Genomic DNA, 18239 nt, shown 5'->3' on the forward strand with positions numbered 1-18239 from the left:
AAGACTTGTTCAAAGATACACCAATTAATGTTAATCTATCTTAAACATAGCAGAGCCTGTTTTGAAGGAAATAATCTTAACAGGCTCTTAATAAATACATATTTAAACTACCAGCAACACATAGTCCTTTATCCACAGATAAAATTGTTTCTAAAAAATAAATATGATATGTATATAAACCACATTTATTGCTCTTACCCAGAAGATATTCTCTCCACAAATTAAATATTTCGGCACACAATACTCTTCATTTATTATATTTCAATCTTTTTTTTCAAGTAAAACCTGAGAACACTTTCCAAATCACTTAATATTTTTTCTTGTAAGATCAAATATCCCTTTTCTACCAATAATGGTATAGAACAATTTAAATCTTCCTCCATAAACTGAAAATATTTTTCTTTATATTTTTCCTCTAAAGAAATATGTTCTGTAGAATGCCTGTATAACCTTATCTTATGAAGTATTTTCTGAAGCTCCGGAAATTCAGTCTTAAATTCATTCCAAAAATATTGTTTCTTTCCATTCGCCCTGACTGTTCTATCAAAGGACTCTATTAGTGAAATATGAAGTGAGCTAATAAACACCTTGAATTGATTTTCTGTTTTACACAATGGAACATCAAGAAATTGCTGTAGATTAGGTATAACTTCACCACCTATCCATCCCATATCATTTAATTGTAAAAGTTGCTCATCAAATTCATTAACTAATTCTGAAATGCATTTAATTTTCTGTTTCAACTGCTGTGAATTCAAAGATGTGTGCTTTATTATTTGATCTGTACAGCATCCAAATTTTTCATGCATACAACTTACTATCTGTTCTTTCTTTAAGGGATAACCATATTCAGCTAGACTATACTCGCTAGTGGGTAAGTTTAATTCACTTTGCACAAAACTAGAAACGATACCCTCTTTTCCATCCATTAATAAAATTTTGTTTTGATACTCTGACACATGAAATACTCGAAAATTAGAATATGTATCTCTTAATTTTAAAATTTTTTCGTATTGATTTTTTTGATAACTATCTACAAATTCTTTTCCAGATGCAACTAAATTTATTTTAATACCATCCTTTAGTTTTTGCTTAATTCTACTTATAATAAAATCATTTGGTGTACATTTTTTTATAAGTGGTAAAGATATAGATATTTCTTTTTTTACATTTTCTAAATATCTATTAAATTCATTTAATACATTTTCTGAAGAAAGCTGTTTTTCATTTTGATATTTATTAATATACTGAATGCTACTATCAGCGAAATATTTCCCTACTTTTTCTTTTGAAACCGCAAAACCATTTTCCTCTAGTTCCTTTAAAGGATCTTCATACTCTTCTCGTCTTTTTATACCATCGTATACTAAAAATTGAATATCCCCTTCATGATTACGGCATATGAATACAAACATTCTTTTATAAAATGTACTTTTACCTTCTATTTTTAGTACATCAACTAAGTTCCCAGTGAAATTCTCTGGATCATTCATCCTATAACTTTCAATTACTTTTTTAACTTGAGCCCTATCAATACTCTCAACTTCCGGAAGAGAATATAATGGAGATAGCACATCTAAATTTATTTGTTTAGCTGATTTATTATTCATATACATCTGATTTTTAGTTATTTTTCCAGTAAGGCCATCAATATATATATCAACATGTAACTTTTCATAACCATCAATTTTATTTTCTCTTAAATAATGGTGACCTGCTTCTGTAACCTGTTTTGTTTCCTCTTGAATTAAACCAAAATGTATTAAATTATACCAAGAATCTTTTATCAATTCTAAATCTATTCCTAAAATAAGAGACATATCTAGTAAGTCTATATCTACTTTATGCAACCTTAATACAAATTCATCTATAACCGGCAGTTTCTTCTCTTTTAACATTAAACAAAGAAGCCGCCTTTTGAATTGTGGAAATCCCTTTTCAAAATATCCAATTAATTTGTAACCTGGTAATTCACTTTTCGCTTTTTCCATTACTGATTGTATATTCATCATTTATCTCAAATCCTCCATTAAGCAACCTTCTGGATACCTATCAATAAATCTAAGAATATCTGCAAATGGATTTCCTTTATAAGAGTTTGCTTTTCGGGCAAAGCTTGCATTTCCTACTATAATTAAACAAGTTTTCCCTCTAGATAACGCTACATTTAATCTTCTTTCATCACTTAAGAAACCAATTCTATTGCGAGAATTAGATCTAACTAAACTATAAATTGCAATATCTGTTTCTGATCCTTGGAAAGCATCCACATTATCTATAAAAATTTTGATATTTTTCCACTTTGGGTCACTTGGTTTAATTAAATTATTTAGTAGACGTTTCTGAGCATCATACCCAGAAATTACACCTACTCTAATTATCGAATTAACCTCTTGATATTTCTGTTGTATAATCTCAAGCTGTTTTAAAATCACCTGTGCTTCCACATTATTTCTGAAGGAATTTAACACTTCTTGTTCTAAGTTATTACTTAAATCCTCTGTGTTAAGCCATATAATTGATTTTCCTTTCCACTCAAGTAAATGTGCTCTTTCCTCAGCGCTTTTTTTTGTTTCTATATTAGTTGTAGAATAAAATATTTTGTTAATCATTTCAGCAATTGTAGGATGCATTCTAAATTGTGCGGTCAGCGTAATTTTTGCTTCTGGAGCAACTTTTTCAAATAACTCTTCAAATAAACTTCTTTCCAAATCAGAATTTTTTATTCCTATTTCCATTCTCTTCATTTTGGTTGCATCATTCCCAACAATAGGTGGTAATTGCCGATGATCTCCAACTAGTATCACTTTTTTTCCTCTAATAATTGGTACAAGTAGTTCTGGAGCAGTCGCTCTTGCAGCCTCATCCACAATTACCCAATCAAACACCATATCATTTAAGACATGCCTCGAAGCGATTCCTGTGCAGGTCGCAGCAACTACTGAGGCTTTTTGGGCAAAAATTTCATCAAATTCATCTAAAGCACTTAGTCTTCTATGCCACTCTTTAATAATATTAAATTTTTCATTTATCTTATGATTCCTATAATCTAATAGTAACTTCTCTTCTTTTTTATGTTCTTCATAATTTATTGCTAAATTATCAAGCCGATTTGATATTTCCTCTTCTTCTTTAGTAACTAATCCATGTTCTTTCTTTAAATATTTAATAAATTCTTTTTTTGAGGATTCTTTAACACTGTCGATCCATTTTTCCAACTGATTGTTAATCAGCAGTTCCTTAGAATACTCTGAAATCCTCTCACTCCTACCAACACGGATAATTTTTTTATCAGGCAAATATTTTACTATCCCCTGTACAGCATGATCCACAGCAACATGTGATTGAGAAGCTAATAAAATTTTAGACTCAGGTTCTTCCGCGAAAATCCTATTTACAATTTCCGTTATCACTGTAGTTTTACCAGTACCTGGTGGTCCTTGAATTAAAAATATATCGTTTGTAGCCAATGCCCTTTGAACGGCTTCTTTATTAGAGTCATCTAAATGACTATTACTAAATTTCCTTATTACTTTTTGCTTTTTCATTGTTACATGTTGGGGATTTGCTAAAATTTCAATTAAATTTTTATTAACTGATTCCTTATATTTGAGGGTCCTCATTGCCTTTCTTAATCTTTTAATTATAGCTTCCGATTGAAAAATATCTAATCCTAATTTCCCTCTTTGACTTATTAGATTAACATCTATATCCCCATTTAACACAATGCTTAATCGATCATTTTCAATTCCACTGTATTCCCCAACTGTAACTTGTTTTCCGTTATATGTTGTTAGCTGAATTAAATCTCCATTGACCAGAGGATAATCAATTTTATCTATTTCAATTAGTACCTTTCCAGTTTCCCAATTGTGTTCAACACTAGAGTAATAACCCAAGTTTCTCTTTTTGTAATTCTGTTGGTCCTCCTCACTAAGGTATTTATCCCATTTTTTAATCAATTCATTACTTTGTTTTTCTCTGCTAATCTGAGCATCACGCTTCTCTTTAGCTACTATAACTTGCTGCAGTATTTTCTTTAAATGATCCGTTTTAGGTGGTTTTTGGTTAGAATCAATTACCGTCCATTCAATATTTAAATTAATTCCTTTATTAAATTCCTTTTCCTGCTCCATATAATCTTCTAATATGAAAACTTGTTCAATAATCAAATGACTAAAATCAGGTGATAATCTACATTTATATTTAAGATATTCCCCAATTAAATAATAATATCTATTTCCCTTATATATACTACTAGTGTTTAAGTTCGACGAAATGAAATTTTGAACATTTATTCTATTCCTATAATTCAATTTACCTAATTCATATAAATGCTGTCCAATCCACCCAGGAAACTTTAAATATAAAGTTTTTGATTTTGAGTAATGGATAAGATATTCTTTCTTTATATCTCTCATAAATTGATATGCGGATGTATATCTTTCTTTTTTATCATTATTTAAAGCCCTAAATAATATTTGCTTTAACCCATCTGAGCAAACTATATTTTTAATACTGTCACAAATTTCATTTTTATTTTCTGGTGGATCTTGTTGAGTTAAAAGAAAATATAAAATCCCTCCTATAGAATATATATCGCTTCTAACATCTACATTTTCTCTAGCAAGTTGTTCCGGTGAAGAGTAGGACACCGTCATAAAATCTTTTAAAGTTTGATTTCCTCTATTATTTATCCCTAAGATCTTACTAATTCCAAAATCGATTATTTTCACATTATCCGAGTTGGAAACCAGTATATTCCGAGGCTTTAAATCCCTATGTATAATATTTTTATTATGTGCCTCTGCAATCCCTTCTAAAATTTTTATAAGGATTTGCAGTTTTTCCTCAATTCCCAATTCCCTTTGTACAACATAATCTTCTAAATTATCACTTTGAAAATAATTGGTCACTATATAAAATTGATTGTCTTCAATCCCTGAATCCAGATATTCTATAATATTTTCATGATTTAACTGCGAAAGCGCAAGTGATTCCCTTTTAAATAATTCTTTAATCTCTTCCGCCTCATTTGCTCCTACCTTTAAATCTAATAATTTTACTGCAACCGCTTCTTTTGTTTTGATTCTATTAGCCATATACACACAACTCATCTGGCCATTGCTAATTTCATCAATCAAATAATACTTATTGGAAATAATACTACCTATCATAAAAGTCTCTCCTATATTCTTAGTATCAAAATTTTCTCGAAACATATTATATTCAAACAAAAAACACATCTAATTGGTCCATTATAACACGAATAATCTATTACTCATATTTCATATCCCACACATACCATATACGTATTCCCTTATTAAATAAATACTACTAAAATTTATTCCTGTAGCTTCAACTATTTGATTCAAACTTGTATATTTGACCTCTTTGCAGTTCGCTATTCTATCAATACACCTCTTATAATACGTTTCAGTATCTTCTACTACGAATTCAACAAAAGCACTTGTTTTAGGATAATTCATCCGATAACTTCCGAATAAATAATTTCTATTTAATACCTCTCTTGCTATTGCAGCCTCCGTTATCCTAACGGGGCGTTTTTTATCATTATCCCAATTCTTTAACACTTGAATTACCTTTTCTAAAAGTAATTCATCTCTTTTTTTCCAATCAACTCGATTCCTATACCCTGCTGATTTAACCTTAGGCATATGTTTTTCAAACCATTCCCGATCATTCTTTAACAACCATCTATAAACTGCTGGAATTTTTTCTGAAATTTCCTTTCTTGTAGTTTTTGGATTTGATTTATAAAAGTTTAAAAACTCTTCATAATAATCTCGTTTATTATGTTTACGCCCTTGTTTCACATAAAGATTACTATCAGACCAATTGACCGTAAGACCTAATCTAATCGCTTCTCTTTTAATTTTTTTGGGAGATACCCCTAAAAAGTTTGAAATATATTTTAAAGATTGTTTTTGTTTCACCATTTCTATTAATTTTTCATCCCACACCTTTCCAAATTGTTTAATATATTTCACCCTAAAGCTATTATTATTTAATTTATCTATTGAATTAGGCTCATCACGTACATATTGAAAACCACAAGTACATTTAAAGATACCTATTAATTTTCTTGTATCCGCATTTTGTTCCAATTCAATATTATTGATACAAAATGAACCTTTATGGGTTGCTACAGGATTCAAGCATTTCCAAGGTCCTTGACCAAAGGGAAGATATATAAAACCTCTTTGAAAAAACTCCTCAAGGGATTCCGTCAAAAACACGATAAATAAAACATGGCGAAGAGGATGTGTTCTCTTCTTATTAATCAGATTAGCAATCCAATTTCTAGAATTCTCTGTTTTAACCACTGAGTTAAACATTTCTAAAAAATCATTACTATAGAAATCAACAAATAATTTGGATATTTTTCTTGTACGAAACACCTCTCCTTCATAGCTAAATAATCCCTTTGCTTTCAACCTCTCTTTGTATTGTTGGTGCAAAGAAAAGTAAGAAGTCTTTCCATGATTTAATACTAACCATTCAATCTCTTTAGCTATTTTCACATGCATAGAATCTTTTGAAACATACTTTATTTCATCTATTTCTTTTTTATTTATATGAACCGATAATGGAAGCAACTTTTTCCTTCCGGTCAATACCACTTTGTGTAAACAAACATAATGTGTAGAACATATATTTACTCCTTGAAGTTGATGTAATCTATTCCACCATGCTTCTCCTACTGTTTCAATTTGCTCTTTAGCACATAGCGGACAATAAAACAACTCAGATTTCAGTTTAATATTTCCACTTATTAAACCTAGTTGTGTTATCTGATCTAGCCCTGTACCACTTCTTATACTTTGAAAAAAAGCAATTGATTCTTTTTCTGACAAAAACTTTTTATAGTAATAGAAATTTGTATGATTATTAATAACTTCATCAACAGAAAGATAGTTTATAACCCCTGCTTTTTTTAAGACCTTTTCAACTTCCGTAGCAAATTCAATATGTAATACTTTCCCCGGATTCTCAAACAATTCGCTTAATGTCTGACTAATCATTATGTTATTAGAATGAACATGGTACCTACAAACAATACTGTAGAAAGATTCATTTATATAGGGACTTGGGAAATACACTTTTATCTCTCCATTTCTAATGATTTTTCCTTTCTATATAAACAAGGAGAATCATTAGAAGATATCTCCTTGAATGTCTTTTATATGATTTTTCTCTCGTAAGTTATCATATGCATTGGATGTCTTTATTTTTGTATCTCTTAAATCCGACTTATTATCTATAGTTTTAACACTTGCAGTATCTGTACTTGGAAGAATTCTTTGCTTTTCTTCATGTGAAGCAAGTAACCCAACTACTTCTTTCTCTACTGTTTCACTATTACTTGTTTTTTTTATTTGATCAACTTTATTTAAGGTCAGCGCTATTAGTAAAGTCTCTTGCATTAAAAAATTAATATTACTTTTTTGTTCTGGATGTTCTTTTAACACTTGAGAAATTGCTTTCCTTGCTATACTGTAGTCAATCTTTAATTCTTTTAATTTACTTAAAAGAATTAATTGAATCTCATCAGAATTACCTTGTCGTTTCTTCATTTCTTTTCGCTGTTTCTCCAATAGATCGAGATTTATTTGATTTATTGCTTGATCTATTGCGGTATTGGAGTCATTTCGATTAAATTCCATTAATATATCATCATAATTTCTTATTTGACTTTCTACCCCTGACTTTAAAGCAGAAATTATTGGTTTTAAGGCACCTAAATGATTTTTTGCTGCTTTATTAAACATTGCTGGTGTAATAACTTCATTCCTCTTTTTCATGGTCTCAATTTGCGTTAATATAAATAACTTAATTGCAATAGCAATAATCCCTTGACACCCTTCATAAAATACATCTTTTAATTCAGCTGTTAATATTGTTTCTTTTTTTGTCCATTGATACCCCCAAATACTATTTACAAAGAGTTCCCATTCTTTACTGTCTTTTTCAAAGCGTCCCCATGTTAAGTCGCCTTGTCCGCACATCCTTCTTGTTTGTCGAAGGGCCGAACTAAATAATTTTTCAGTTTTAGGTGTACCTACAAAAATAATAGGGATTTGACAGCAATTTGATAATGTAACAAAAAAGTTTAACATCATTTCTTCGCCTTGACTTTTAGCAACACTAAGATGCTGAATCTCATCAACAATAAGTACACCTATTCCATATAAAACAATTAAATTTTCCATTGCTAACATAAGCTGTGAGACCGAATACTTTCGATGCTCATATTTTTGTGCATAGTTTGAACCTATAACTTTATCAATTTCCTTAAAAAAAACTCCTGCTAACCCCTTTAAAGTTCCATCATGTGGACAATCTATTTTTAAATAAACAACTTGTGTTCGCAAAAACAGTTGATTATTATACTCACTATGTTTTATTACCTGTGGGTACATAGCTAATAAGCGTGAAAGGCTCCTTGATTTACCGCCCCCTGATACGCCTATAATTAAAAAACCCTCTCCAGCGACATCATCTTCTAGATTAAATAGGAAATTTCCTTTTTTCATATTTTTGTATATTTCATTCAAATGAATTTTTTCTTGTTTATCAATAGGATTTCTAGAAAGATATCCCTGTCTCAGTGCACAATCAAACATTTCATAGAGCTTCAAATGTATTCCGAACGGCTGAAAAAATTTATTTAATCTTCTCAAATAATGACATCTATACTCTATAAAATCATTTCTTTCTTCGTTTTTATAAGAAGGATAAAATGAAAAACCACTAATAATAGCTTCCTGATCTAAAATTGGTGGAAGCGCCTCTAAAAATGGATTACCTTGATAATCTTCTATTTTTTGATTAAGATACACTGCATCATACCATTCTATATCTACAGGGTAAGTATTAAGTATTGAATCAGTTTGATTATCTTTTCCCATGCTTTTTTTCCTCCAAGTTTTTATATAGAATATTGAATTGCTGAGTATCATATTCTTCAATATCCTCTTCCTCAGACGAAATATCATAGTTAATTTCAGTAATTAAATCTTCTTTTTCTAATACATCTTCAAAATATATAGCTTCTGTAGGAAGCCTCGAATAATTTTCTTCCTTATTGTTACGATTGATATTTTTCACTTTTTTGTTATTGCTTTCTGGATTTAAATCGATAACTTGTTTTTTACGCTTTTCTGCTTCTTTGGTAATATTTTTTACACGATGCGTAAAAGTTAACTCTTTTTCTATATCAGACTGAGCCTCCTTCTTTTTTAAAGAGTACTCATATTCTTGAATTGCTTCAATTTCCATTAGAGTTTTACCAAAATACTTAGAAGACTCGTCCATTTTCAAAGCCACAATCTCTTTATTTTCAATTTCCCGATAGTAAATATATGTCATGTCTCTTGCATCGTACACAATATCTATTGTTTTAGTTTGCCCTCTAGAAAAAGCAAACCATCCTTTCTCCTGAAAATCTTTAGAAAAGTATCGCATTCCTTTAAAAATAACGCCCTTTCCAGTAATTTTAGCTTTGTCTATACTCATACAACTATATTTTAATTGATTTACATGCACCTTATTTAAAAGGCCTGATTGATTTTCTATCCCCCACTCCCATAACTTGATTGGGATTGGTAAAACCTCATCTCTAACCATTTCTTTTGAAAGCTCATAAGTTCGAAGTGTACTTTGATTATGTTTCCGAATAAATTCTATAATATATTTTCTAAAATCCTCTATATTTAATACTGCTTCCAAACGATAATCTTTGCTACCTCTTTGGCCAAAATCCTTCTCTACATAGCCTGGAATAAAGGATTTTGCTTTTTGTTGAACCATGCCTAAAGCCCTTTCAACAATTCCCTTTAATTCAGGTCGATATGCCGGGGTGTTGGCCACATTAATATTCAAAAAACCTTCTAAAAGTTCCACAGCCTTACTTCTTAACTCTCCTCTATCTGCGACTAGCGAAAACGGCATATGTTCACTAGGCCATTCTTCTTGTGCAATTCTAACATCTAATTGCCTGCAATAATCCACTTTATTAATCCCTGTGCAATATAGTGCTAATTTAGCAGCAGCAAGGGAAGCTGGTCGTGTATCCACATGAAACCCTACTATCAATCTACTAAATACATCTACTACAAAATACAAATGCGGTCGACGTATGATAATATTCGGATTCAGTGAAGATACTAAATAAATATCTGCTGGCGTTGAATCAATTTGAAATACACTTCCAGGACCAAATACATAATCATTAGATTTTTTTAAAATTTCTCTTTGGGTTAAAGTATATTTATGCTCACCCATACGTTTTCTTTTAACATAATTACTGTTTGTCAGTTTTTTTCCCCAATATACAAATTGATCAAAGCTAGGAAAAAACTCATGTTGATTAAGAACAACATGATCCATTCCATTAATATTTTGTACTCTAGAAAAGTTTTCATATAAAAAATCATAATAGGCTTGCTTTTGTGTCTTCTTTTGGCTCTTAACATAATGTTTCACATATCCTATTTTAATTTTCTGTTGCATTTCTGGTACAATATTTTTCCCCTCACCAAATAGTTCTTTCGCTTTTTTGGGTGTTCCTCTTTTCTTTTCTCCTGCTTTCTTACTTGTCCCTCGCCCTCCTCTATTGTCATAATTCGGTAATAGAGCAATCTTCTGCTGACCATATCGCCAATATTGTTTCAACCAATTATAAATAGTTTGCTTTGTCCTTATATAGTTATTTTCAACCAACTCTTTAATCATTTTACTTCTTTCTGCTGGATTAAAAACACGTGGAACATTATGCTCTGCTATTAACAAATTAACTATCTTCCATCTTTTATCTAATTCTTCTTTTTGTTTTTCTGTCAGTTCTTTTTCTAAATAAAAATTCATATAAGGATCTATTTTAGAAACAAATAATATACCGCTCTTTATTTGCTCCAAAATAGCTTCAACTTTTTCATATTGCGGCATTGCTTTTTCATCATTTAAATATATCCATACTAAATTCACATAATTGCTATCAATCCAAAGAATACGATAATATTCTATATCACTATCCCCGTTAGCTGATTTCAATATCATATTTATAAATAAACTCATAAAAAGCACCCATTATTTTCAAATTGAAGTACTTGACAGTTAATAGATTGAATATCTATTTTTTGATTAATATCGAATTCTATTACATGATTAAATATTAAATAATAGAATATTGAAAGACCTCCACCGCATTCCAAAGAAAATTCTTTTTCAAATTGCTTTAGTTCAACATTAAGAAAATTATTAGAATTTGAAAGTTTATAACACATAGCTAACGCCAATTTCTTTAGAATTATATAAGTGAATGTTTGGGAAACAACTAAGTTCGCATGGTATAGTAATTTTAAGTTAATAATTCTTTGACTTCCCAACTCTTTTTCAGTCACAATGGCCCAATCAATATTATATTCACTCCAATATACTCGCTCTATCTCTAACTTTTCTAAAGTCCTTTTTTTATTTAATGCACTTGAAGGTTTTATTGTTCGTGCTATCATCTTCATCCTATCATTGTCTTTAATTGTTATCATAAAGTCTGTAGTTAAAATATGTGGAACCTTTGTTTTTGAATCAACTGGATATCTTATCCCTCTTTCTTTCGCAATTCCCATCGTTTTAGCATAATTCAATAAAGGAAATTGCTCTCTTATATCAATAACTTTCTTTGAATAACTTAATGCTAAAAAATAATGATATTCAAGATTAGATAGAAAATGATGAATCCTATTTGCTTTTACACCAGGAATACGTACACTATACCCTTTGGAAGAAAGATCGTATACTTGTACCCATGGTATATAGTTTTCTAATTCACCAGTACCTCGTCCTTCCTTAATCATCTTCTCAAATTTTTTATATGTCCATGTTTTATAACTCACCAACATATAACATCTCCTATTCAGTTTAAATTAATTCTTATTAGAAATTTATTCGCGAAGTATATTTTTAATATTCAAATTATTTATCTGTAATTCATTGAGGATATTTGTGGAATTTTTAATATTAATTTAGTGTATTTTCATTTATCATAACATTTATCTGATAAATATGAATATTTAAAACGAGATTTCATCAAGAAGTTTATTTTATAGTCTACAAAAATAGTGTATCATGTTATAATTTTGTAGACTATAGTCACACTAAACGAGAAAGGAATTTTTTATGTACTTTTGCAAAGTCCCTATAAGTCTATTTAATTCACAAAAAAAACCAGAAACTATCTATTCTATTCTCCAATTTCATTTTAATAAAACAATAAATTGTACAGATGAAACTATATATAAAGAGGGGTTTACAGATTTAACACCCGAAAAAACTTTTTATATTCCTTGTCCAGCCTTTACAGAGGAGAAATTTGGTACAATAAAAGCAATTGACTTAATTATATACGCTCATCTATGTAGAGATGCATATCTAACTAACACCGGAAAAGTTAAGGTAAATATTAGTACTATTTCACAAGAAACACTCTTTAAAAAAACCATCGTGAGAAGTTCCATAAATTTATTACTTCAAAAAGATTTAATTATTAAAGATTCCCATGATGGATACTATATTATCGAGGATTTGTTTTATTATTTTAACGATAAAGATTTTCAAAATTTTATTAACATTTTTAAAACTATAAAAGCATAGCCTAACAATAAAAAATAGCTATAGATTAGTTATAACTAATCTATAGCTATTTTTTATTACGTTAGTAAACACAATGTTAACTCTCACTCTTCAGTCTATTTTGCAGACTATAGTCTGTAGAACAATGATGATTACTCTTCCAAAATTGTTTTATAAACACAAGGAGAGTGGTCTCTTGAGAATTGAAGAAGCCTTTGGAATTATATTACAAAAACATAGAACCTCATCTAACATAAGTCAAGAAAAATTAGCACTTAATTCAGGATTAGACAGAACATATATCAGCTTACTTGAAAGAGGGAAAAGAAAACCTACAATAAATACCATATTTTCATTATCTAGTACTCTCAATATTAGACCTACCGTATTAATTCAAGAAGTCGAGGAATTAATCTTAAATTCAAATTAGTTATCTAAAGTAGGCAAAAGTTATAACGTTTGCCTACTTTCAATTATATTCATAGTATTACATTTTGATTGTGTGCCTTAACTACCTCTTCTAAATATTCATTAACTTCAAGAAAATTGGCTTTACCCTTCTTGTGTATGGAAGCTAATTTTCTCATCTTTGCACTTGTAACTTTTTGATTTTGAAAAGACGTTTGCAATATATGTCTTATTCTTCGCTTCTGAAAGTCTTCAATAGTTTCCACTATTTCTGATATATATTTTTCAGTAAGCGGATATTTCTCTTTATTTTGAATTTTATTCATTGGCGCCAATATTTTATCAAGTTTCCCTAATGATTTTCTTATTAACTTCCCTTTACTTTTTTCATATTCTTCCCAATCTTCTACAATTTTTTTTGCCTCCACTAATAATTGCTGATCCCTTCTGTGATACGCATCTACTTCTTTTATTTTTAATTTTTGACCTCTTTTTGAAGGAGGGGAATTGTCTTCTATCCACTTAGGATCATATTTCCTTAACCAGGCATATATAGCTCTATTCATATTATTTAATTCTCTACGATTATAATCTGGAAATGATTCTCTTAATACCTTCCACTTAATTTTATATTCTTCAGTTTTTTCCTTTTGCTGCTCCTCTATTAAATTTTTATCTTCACTATAATTTTTTTGTCTCTTCCTTTTCTCCCTTTTTATTTTTTGAATTGTTGGCTTTGAAAATCCAGTATATGTACATAATTCTTTTACAGTTGCACCATCTCGCATTAAGCTTTCAAACTTTTCCTCCCATACCTCCCCTCTTTCTATAATTCTATTACTAAAATATGTGACGCTTAAAGGATTCTGCTCCCATTCTCGTAAGCGATAAATAAATCCACAACTACATTTAAAGTCACCTTGAAGTCGTCTATTTAATCCATGAAGAGTAATCTCAACATCCTCAATACACCTTTTAAGATAGTGATCCGCCAATGTGTTCATACAAATCCAGGGTCCTTCACCAAATGGTTCAAAAATAAAATTTTCTTCGAAAAATCTCTTTGGTGAGCCACATAAACACCGTATTACTAATAGATGGCGAATTGGATACGAATGATACATAGATTTTTCTCCAAGAAAATATTTTAACCAATTACTTGTGTCTTCAATTTCAAAGTCTGAATTTAATAGTTTTAAAAATTCTTTTGGGTAATAATCTAACATTAACTTTCCTAATTTTTTTTGTCTCTCAGCTTTCGGAAAACCAATATTTTTTTTTGCCATGAGCGTTTCATATTTATTAAATAGTTGTTTTGAAGAGAGCGACTCAAATTTAGAATCAAATAAATACTGAATATCTTCAGCTAAATTTAGAAGAAACGGAAAAATGCCCTCTTTAAAAACCAATTGTTCATTATAGATGTCTTGCTTTTCTAATAGTAAAAATGGTTGATTACTTTCCTTTATTATGTTTACAGGATATCGCGTTAAAGCTTTTTGATGTTTTATACATACTAAAACTCCTGGACATTGAAATATCCGATTCCAATACCCCTCTCCCAGCCCATCAAATTGTTCTCTTAAGCATTCCTTACAATAATATAAATGTTCCTTTATAAAATTCCCCTTCCCCAAAAAATGTCCTAATTTTCCGAATGGAGCATTATATCTTTGCTTTGAGGATCTTACAATAATTTTTTTTAACCAATTCTCTTCTTGAAAAGGTATTATAAAAGGTATTATTGTATGATACATAAGGAAATATTCTATCGTTATTTTCTCATTTAAAGGCTTTAAATTATCTACTAACCGGGCTAAATTACTAAGGGACTCAATTCCCAAATTCGAAGCTTGTTTATTAAAAAGTTCCTTCATTGTAGCACCATTCCCTGCACTTACTACGTGACTTTGATACCTACTAACAATACTATATAACAATTCATCTTGATAAGGTGTAGGAAAATAACAAATCATTATTTTGATTCTCCTTCCATATCTTTCAACATACTCCTTGTAAACTTTTATATTTTAATTAATATACAAATTTATAGCTATTTTCTTTTTAAACTCTACACATTTATTCTTTAAACCGCTTACATATTCATAACAATCTAATTCTAAGTTGCCTTGATAATACTTCAACTTTATTGCTTGTATTTGGTAATCCCATTCCGTTATTTGCTTTAAATTTCTAGTTATCAAATCTAGAATAAATACATTTCCACCATCATTCATCTGATTAAACATGGGTCCAATTATTATAGCGATGCATGTATCGGTAATCCAAACTGTATCCTTAGGTATACTTTGTTTATCTTTAGAAGTTATTAAACCGATATTCTCTCCTGTACTTAAATTTATTAAATATAAATTTGGATATGTTTCCCATTCACATGGAGATAAATATAGAGCCTGGCACTTATTTGGTGAAATTAATGGTCTTGAAGATATACTATGAGTCAAAAATTTCCTCTCTCCCTCATCATTAATTAACTCAATCCGATTATCCCAACGTCTATAATGTATTTGATACATAAATAAATCTCCTTTCTTATTAGTTATTTTATATTATTAATATTACTGTCAAAAGAGAAAATTTTACTGCTAACGAAATTCCTTAAGGACGTTGTACTTACGATTAATAATTAAGCACAAATCTTTATTTTTTAATAATTTCACAAGAATAATTGTGTTAAATTAAGGTACTGTGACTTCCATAACTAACTTTGCCTTTTTTAGTACCTGAAGGTGTCTAGAAACCGCCCCTCGCTTAAATGACAAATTCGCACCAAAAATTGTGTTGTTAAAGAACGTTCCTGTAGTGTTTTCAAAATTTGCAGCTTAAAAATCCCCCTTAATAATCGATAAATATCCATCATTATTTCATCTACAAAAAAATGAAGCCAAACAAAAATAACTCCATATTAAATAAAATTTCTCTAGATTTTTATTCATAACATATTTAATCATTATTATTTCATGCTCTTTTTACTTATTTTCACTTCAATAAATTTCCAGTTTTATTTCCCATTCCTTCAGCATACATTTTTTACCGAAGGGTGTTTTATCTAAAAAATTACCTCCTTATCGATGAGCACTCACTTATGTAGTGCTCCTTTTCATGCTGTATAATTCTGTTTTACTTGTATAATTACATATAGTTTCTTTTTGAAACCCCCACATTCTTTTTTTACAAGTTGCGATGAAACAGTTAGCTTTTTTCTAACTGTTCTTTTGTTATTTTTCACTTTTTAGTTAAACGTACATATATTAACTTTGAACAATGGCCAATAGAATACTTAACCTACCTCTCTAAGGGCACATTTATATGTGTGCTCTTTTTTGATTTACTCTAAAACAACGATTTTGTTTAGTTATCATTTGATTAATCATATTTAAAAATTTTTAACATATCTTAATATTAACCAGGAATTACACTACCCCCAGTAGATCTGTAGTTCCTGTAATTGAGCATATAGCCCTGATTAGAACCTGTTATAAACAATAGGTTCTATTTATCGTCATTCTTCATCCCCATCATTGCGATAGGTAAGATTTTGAAGTTTTTGCCCCACTTAACACTATACGTGCGAATTTCACTACATTCAAATATCTCAAGGTTACATTAAGTGATACAAATATTATTATTAATGTATTCACTTTTAGCTTGAAGATTAAAAAATTCATGATTACACATATTTATATTCTCTATCCATTTTGGATACTTTAGAAATGGATGCTTATTTTATACATATTTTACTTTTATGATTTTAATCAAAATGTGAGGAGATCGTTTATGATAAAAGGCTATACAGCATTGCTTATTATAGATGTGCAATTGGGTTCATTTAAAGAAAAAAGAATACTATATAAAGGAATAGAATTATTAAAAAACATTCAATTGTTAATCCATAAAGCTCGTACTGTCCAAGCGCCTATTTTTTACATGAAGTTTAATGGGAAAACAGGATCTTTATTAGAGCATGGAAATCCGGAATGGGCAATTCATGAATCTGTAGCTCCACTATCTGAAGATATCGTTCTTGAAAAAAACCACCCTGATTCATTTCATGAAACAAGTCTTCAACAAGAATTGAATAAAAGGGACATCGAACACATTGTGATTACAGGCGTTCAGTCTGAAATATGTATAGATGCGACGTGTCGACGTGCATATAGCTTAGGGTATGATGTTACTCTTGTTGAAGATGGGCATAGTACATATGACACTACATTATTATCGGCATCCCAAATTATTAAGCATCATAACGATATAATAGGTGAATGGTTTGCTGATTTGAAAAAAGCTCAGATAATTGAATTTTAATTAATCTTGAATAGGTTTTTCTTGATAGATATAGTACGAATCATTTAAATTTAGCTAAGGTATTAATCCTGTTCATCATTATTAAACATATGTTTTACCTTATGAGATAATATAATAATTATATTCTAAGAATTAAATGCCCCTTTTAGGGTTACAGACAAACCGCTATCAAGCAACTTAAAAATTTTTTTTTTCATTTTGGGGTAATTCTAAATTCTTAAGTTGATGGGTAGGGTTAATCTCCAGCATTTCCTAAATAAACCACACTAAGCAAAATATTAGTAACATTAAGTTATGACACCGTTTGTTATAAAAAATTCTAAAAAACTGACTTCTAAATTGGGAAACCGACTTTAAGACATCTTATTCAATATTTAATACTCGTTTATATCTTTCTATTCTTTCCTCTGCTATCCTTAATCTTTCGCTTTTTAATAAACTCTCATGCCTCTGTTGTGATGAAAAACTAGTCACTTCGAGAATATTTATTTCAACATTAAAATTCCAATCATTTATTTTATAATCAATGGGATACTCAATTTGACCAATATCCTGTTCTGCGTCTACTGCTATATATTTACCATCTTTTAAAAAGAGCTTATAGCTTAACCCCAATTGTATATATCCCTAACAATTCTCCTAATTCAGAATGCGTTATCTTTAATACCTCTCCACGCACTTCAATGTCCTCCCTGTTAATTAAATTATTTGCAAATGATTTTTTATCTTTAACAAGATAAAAATAATCAGTGCTGCCTACAACTATAGTTTGATCTAATTCGTACCAATTTGGTTTCCAGTTAAAAATCATAATACAACACCTCTAAAAAATGATTGTTCAACTACTT

Annotated in this window: 13 protein-coding genes; 3 read left to right on the forward strand and 10 right to left on the reverse strand. The window is 29.6% G+C overall.

All coding sequences use genetic code 11. The annotated features are described in order from the left end of the window. Window positions 1-254: 254 nt before the first annotated feature. The 6 genes from RTP99_RS07755 to RTP99_RS07780 all read right to left on the reverse strand — a co-directional run bounded on the left by RTP99_RS07755 (window position 255) and on the right by RTP99_RS07780 (window position 11924). On the reverse strand, window positions 255-2012 hold the full coding sequence (locus RTP99_RS07755; RefSeq protein ID WP_095842700.1) for a hypothetical protein: 1758 nt from the start codon (window positions 2010-2012) through the stop codon (window positions 255-257). Beyond that, the gene (locus RTP99_RS07760) at window positions 2013-5177 is read right to left on the reverse strand and encodes a serine/threonine-protein kinase (protein ID WP_198320246.1); all 3165 of its coding nucleotides are present in this window, start codon (window positions 5175-5177) and stop codon (window positions 2013-2015) included. It lies immediately after the preceding gene. 111 nt (window positions 5178-5288) lie between these two features. Further along, entirely contained in the window at window positions 5289-7124 is a 1836-nt protein-coding gene (locus tag RTP99_RS07765) for a TnsD family Tn7-like transposition protein (RefSeq protein WP_312365117.1), read from the reverse strand. A 54-nt stretch (window positions 7125-7178) separates the two neighbouring features. Continuing rightward, entirely contained in the window at window positions 7179-8933 is a 1755-nt protein-coding gene (locus tag RTP99_RS07770) for an ATP-binding protein (RefSeq protein ID WP_232514377.1), read from the reverse strand. Further along, entirely contained in the window at window positions 8920-11100 is a 2181-nt protein-coding gene (locus RTP99_RS07775) for an integrase catalytic domain-containing protein (RefSeq protein ID WP_232514376.1), read from the reverse strand. Before RTP99_RS07775 ends, RTP99_RS07770 begins: the two co-directional genes overlap by 14 nt. After that, complete coding sequence (locus tag RTP99_RS07780) at window positions 11097-11924, reverse strand: TnsA endonuclease N-terminal domain-containing protein (RefSeq protein ID WP_095842697.1); 828 nt, start codon at window positions 11922-11924, stop codon at window positions 11097-11099. The genes RTP99_RS07775 and RTP99_RS07780 overlap by 4 nt, the downstream gene beginning before the upstream one ends. Before the next feature lie 277 nt (window positions 11925-12201). Between RTP99_RS07780 and RTP99_RS07785 the strand changes: the two genes are divergently transcribed. After that, window positions 12202-12675, forward strand: a complete 474-nt coding sequence (locus RTP99_RS07785) for a hypothetical protein (protein WP_095842696.1) — start codon at window positions 12202-12204, stop codon at window positions 12673-12675. Window positions 12676-12850: 175 nt separating this feature from the next. Beyond that, complete coding sequence (locus RTP99_RS07790) at window positions 12851-13084, forward strand: helix-turn-helix domain-containing protein (RefSeq protein WP_001217314.1); 234 nt, start codon at window positions 12851-12853, stop codon at window positions 13082-13084. A 49-nt stretch (window positions 13085-13133) separates the two neighbouring features. Here the strand turns inward: RTP99_RS07790 and RTP99_RS07795 are convergent, their stop codons facing one another. Together RTP99_RS07795 and RTP99_RS07800 are read right to left on the reverse strand one after the other, a co-directional pair. After that, window positions 13134-15038: a TnsD family Tn7-like transposition protein gene (locus RTP99_RS07795; protein ID WP_095842695.1), complete on the reverse strand. Its 1905-nt coding sequence runs from the start codon at window positions 15036-15038 to the stop codon at window positions 13134-13136. Between the two features lie 54 nt (window positions 15039-15092). Beyond that, window positions 15093-15599 carry a hypothetical protein gene (locus RTP99_RS07800; protein ID WP_095842694.1) on the reverse strand — a complete coding sequence of 169 codons (507 nt, stop codon included), beginning with the start codon at window positions 15597-15599 and terminating at the stop codon, window positions 15093-15095. A gap of 1261 nt (window positions 15600-16860) precedes the next feature. Between RTP99_RS07800 and RTP99_RS07805 the strand changes: the two genes are divergently transcribed. Further along, window positions 16861-17391 (forward strand): cysteine hydrolase family protein, encoded by a 531-nt coding sequence (locus tag RTP99_RS07805; protein WP_312365131.1) that lies wholly within the window; start codon window positions 16861-16863, stop codon window positions 17389-17391. A gap of 363 nt (window positions 17392-17754) precedes the next feature. Here RTP99_RS07805 and RTP99_RS07810 read toward each other — a convergent pair whose 3' ends face one another. Then, window positions 17755-18006: a hypothetical protein gene (locus RTP99_RS07810; protein ID WP_232514375.1), complete on the reverse strand. Its 252-nt coding sequence runs from the start codon at window positions 18004-18006 to the stop codon at window positions 17755-17757. Continuing rightward, window positions 17990-18202 (reverse strand): hypothetical protein, encoded by a 213-nt coding sequence (locus RTP99_RS07815; RefSeq protein WP_232514374.1) that lies wholly within the window; start codon window positions 18200-18202, stop codon window positions 17990-17992. The genes RTP99_RS07810 and RTP99_RS07815 overlap by 17 nt, the downstream gene beginning before the upstream one ends. Window positions 18203-18239 lie beyond the last annotated feature (37 nt).

It is taken from the genome of Bacillus sp. (in: firmicutes), from assembly GCF_031983925.1.
Lineage (GTDB): Bacteria > Bacillota > Bacilli > Bacillales > Bacillaceae_G > Bacillus_A > Bacillus_A pacificus.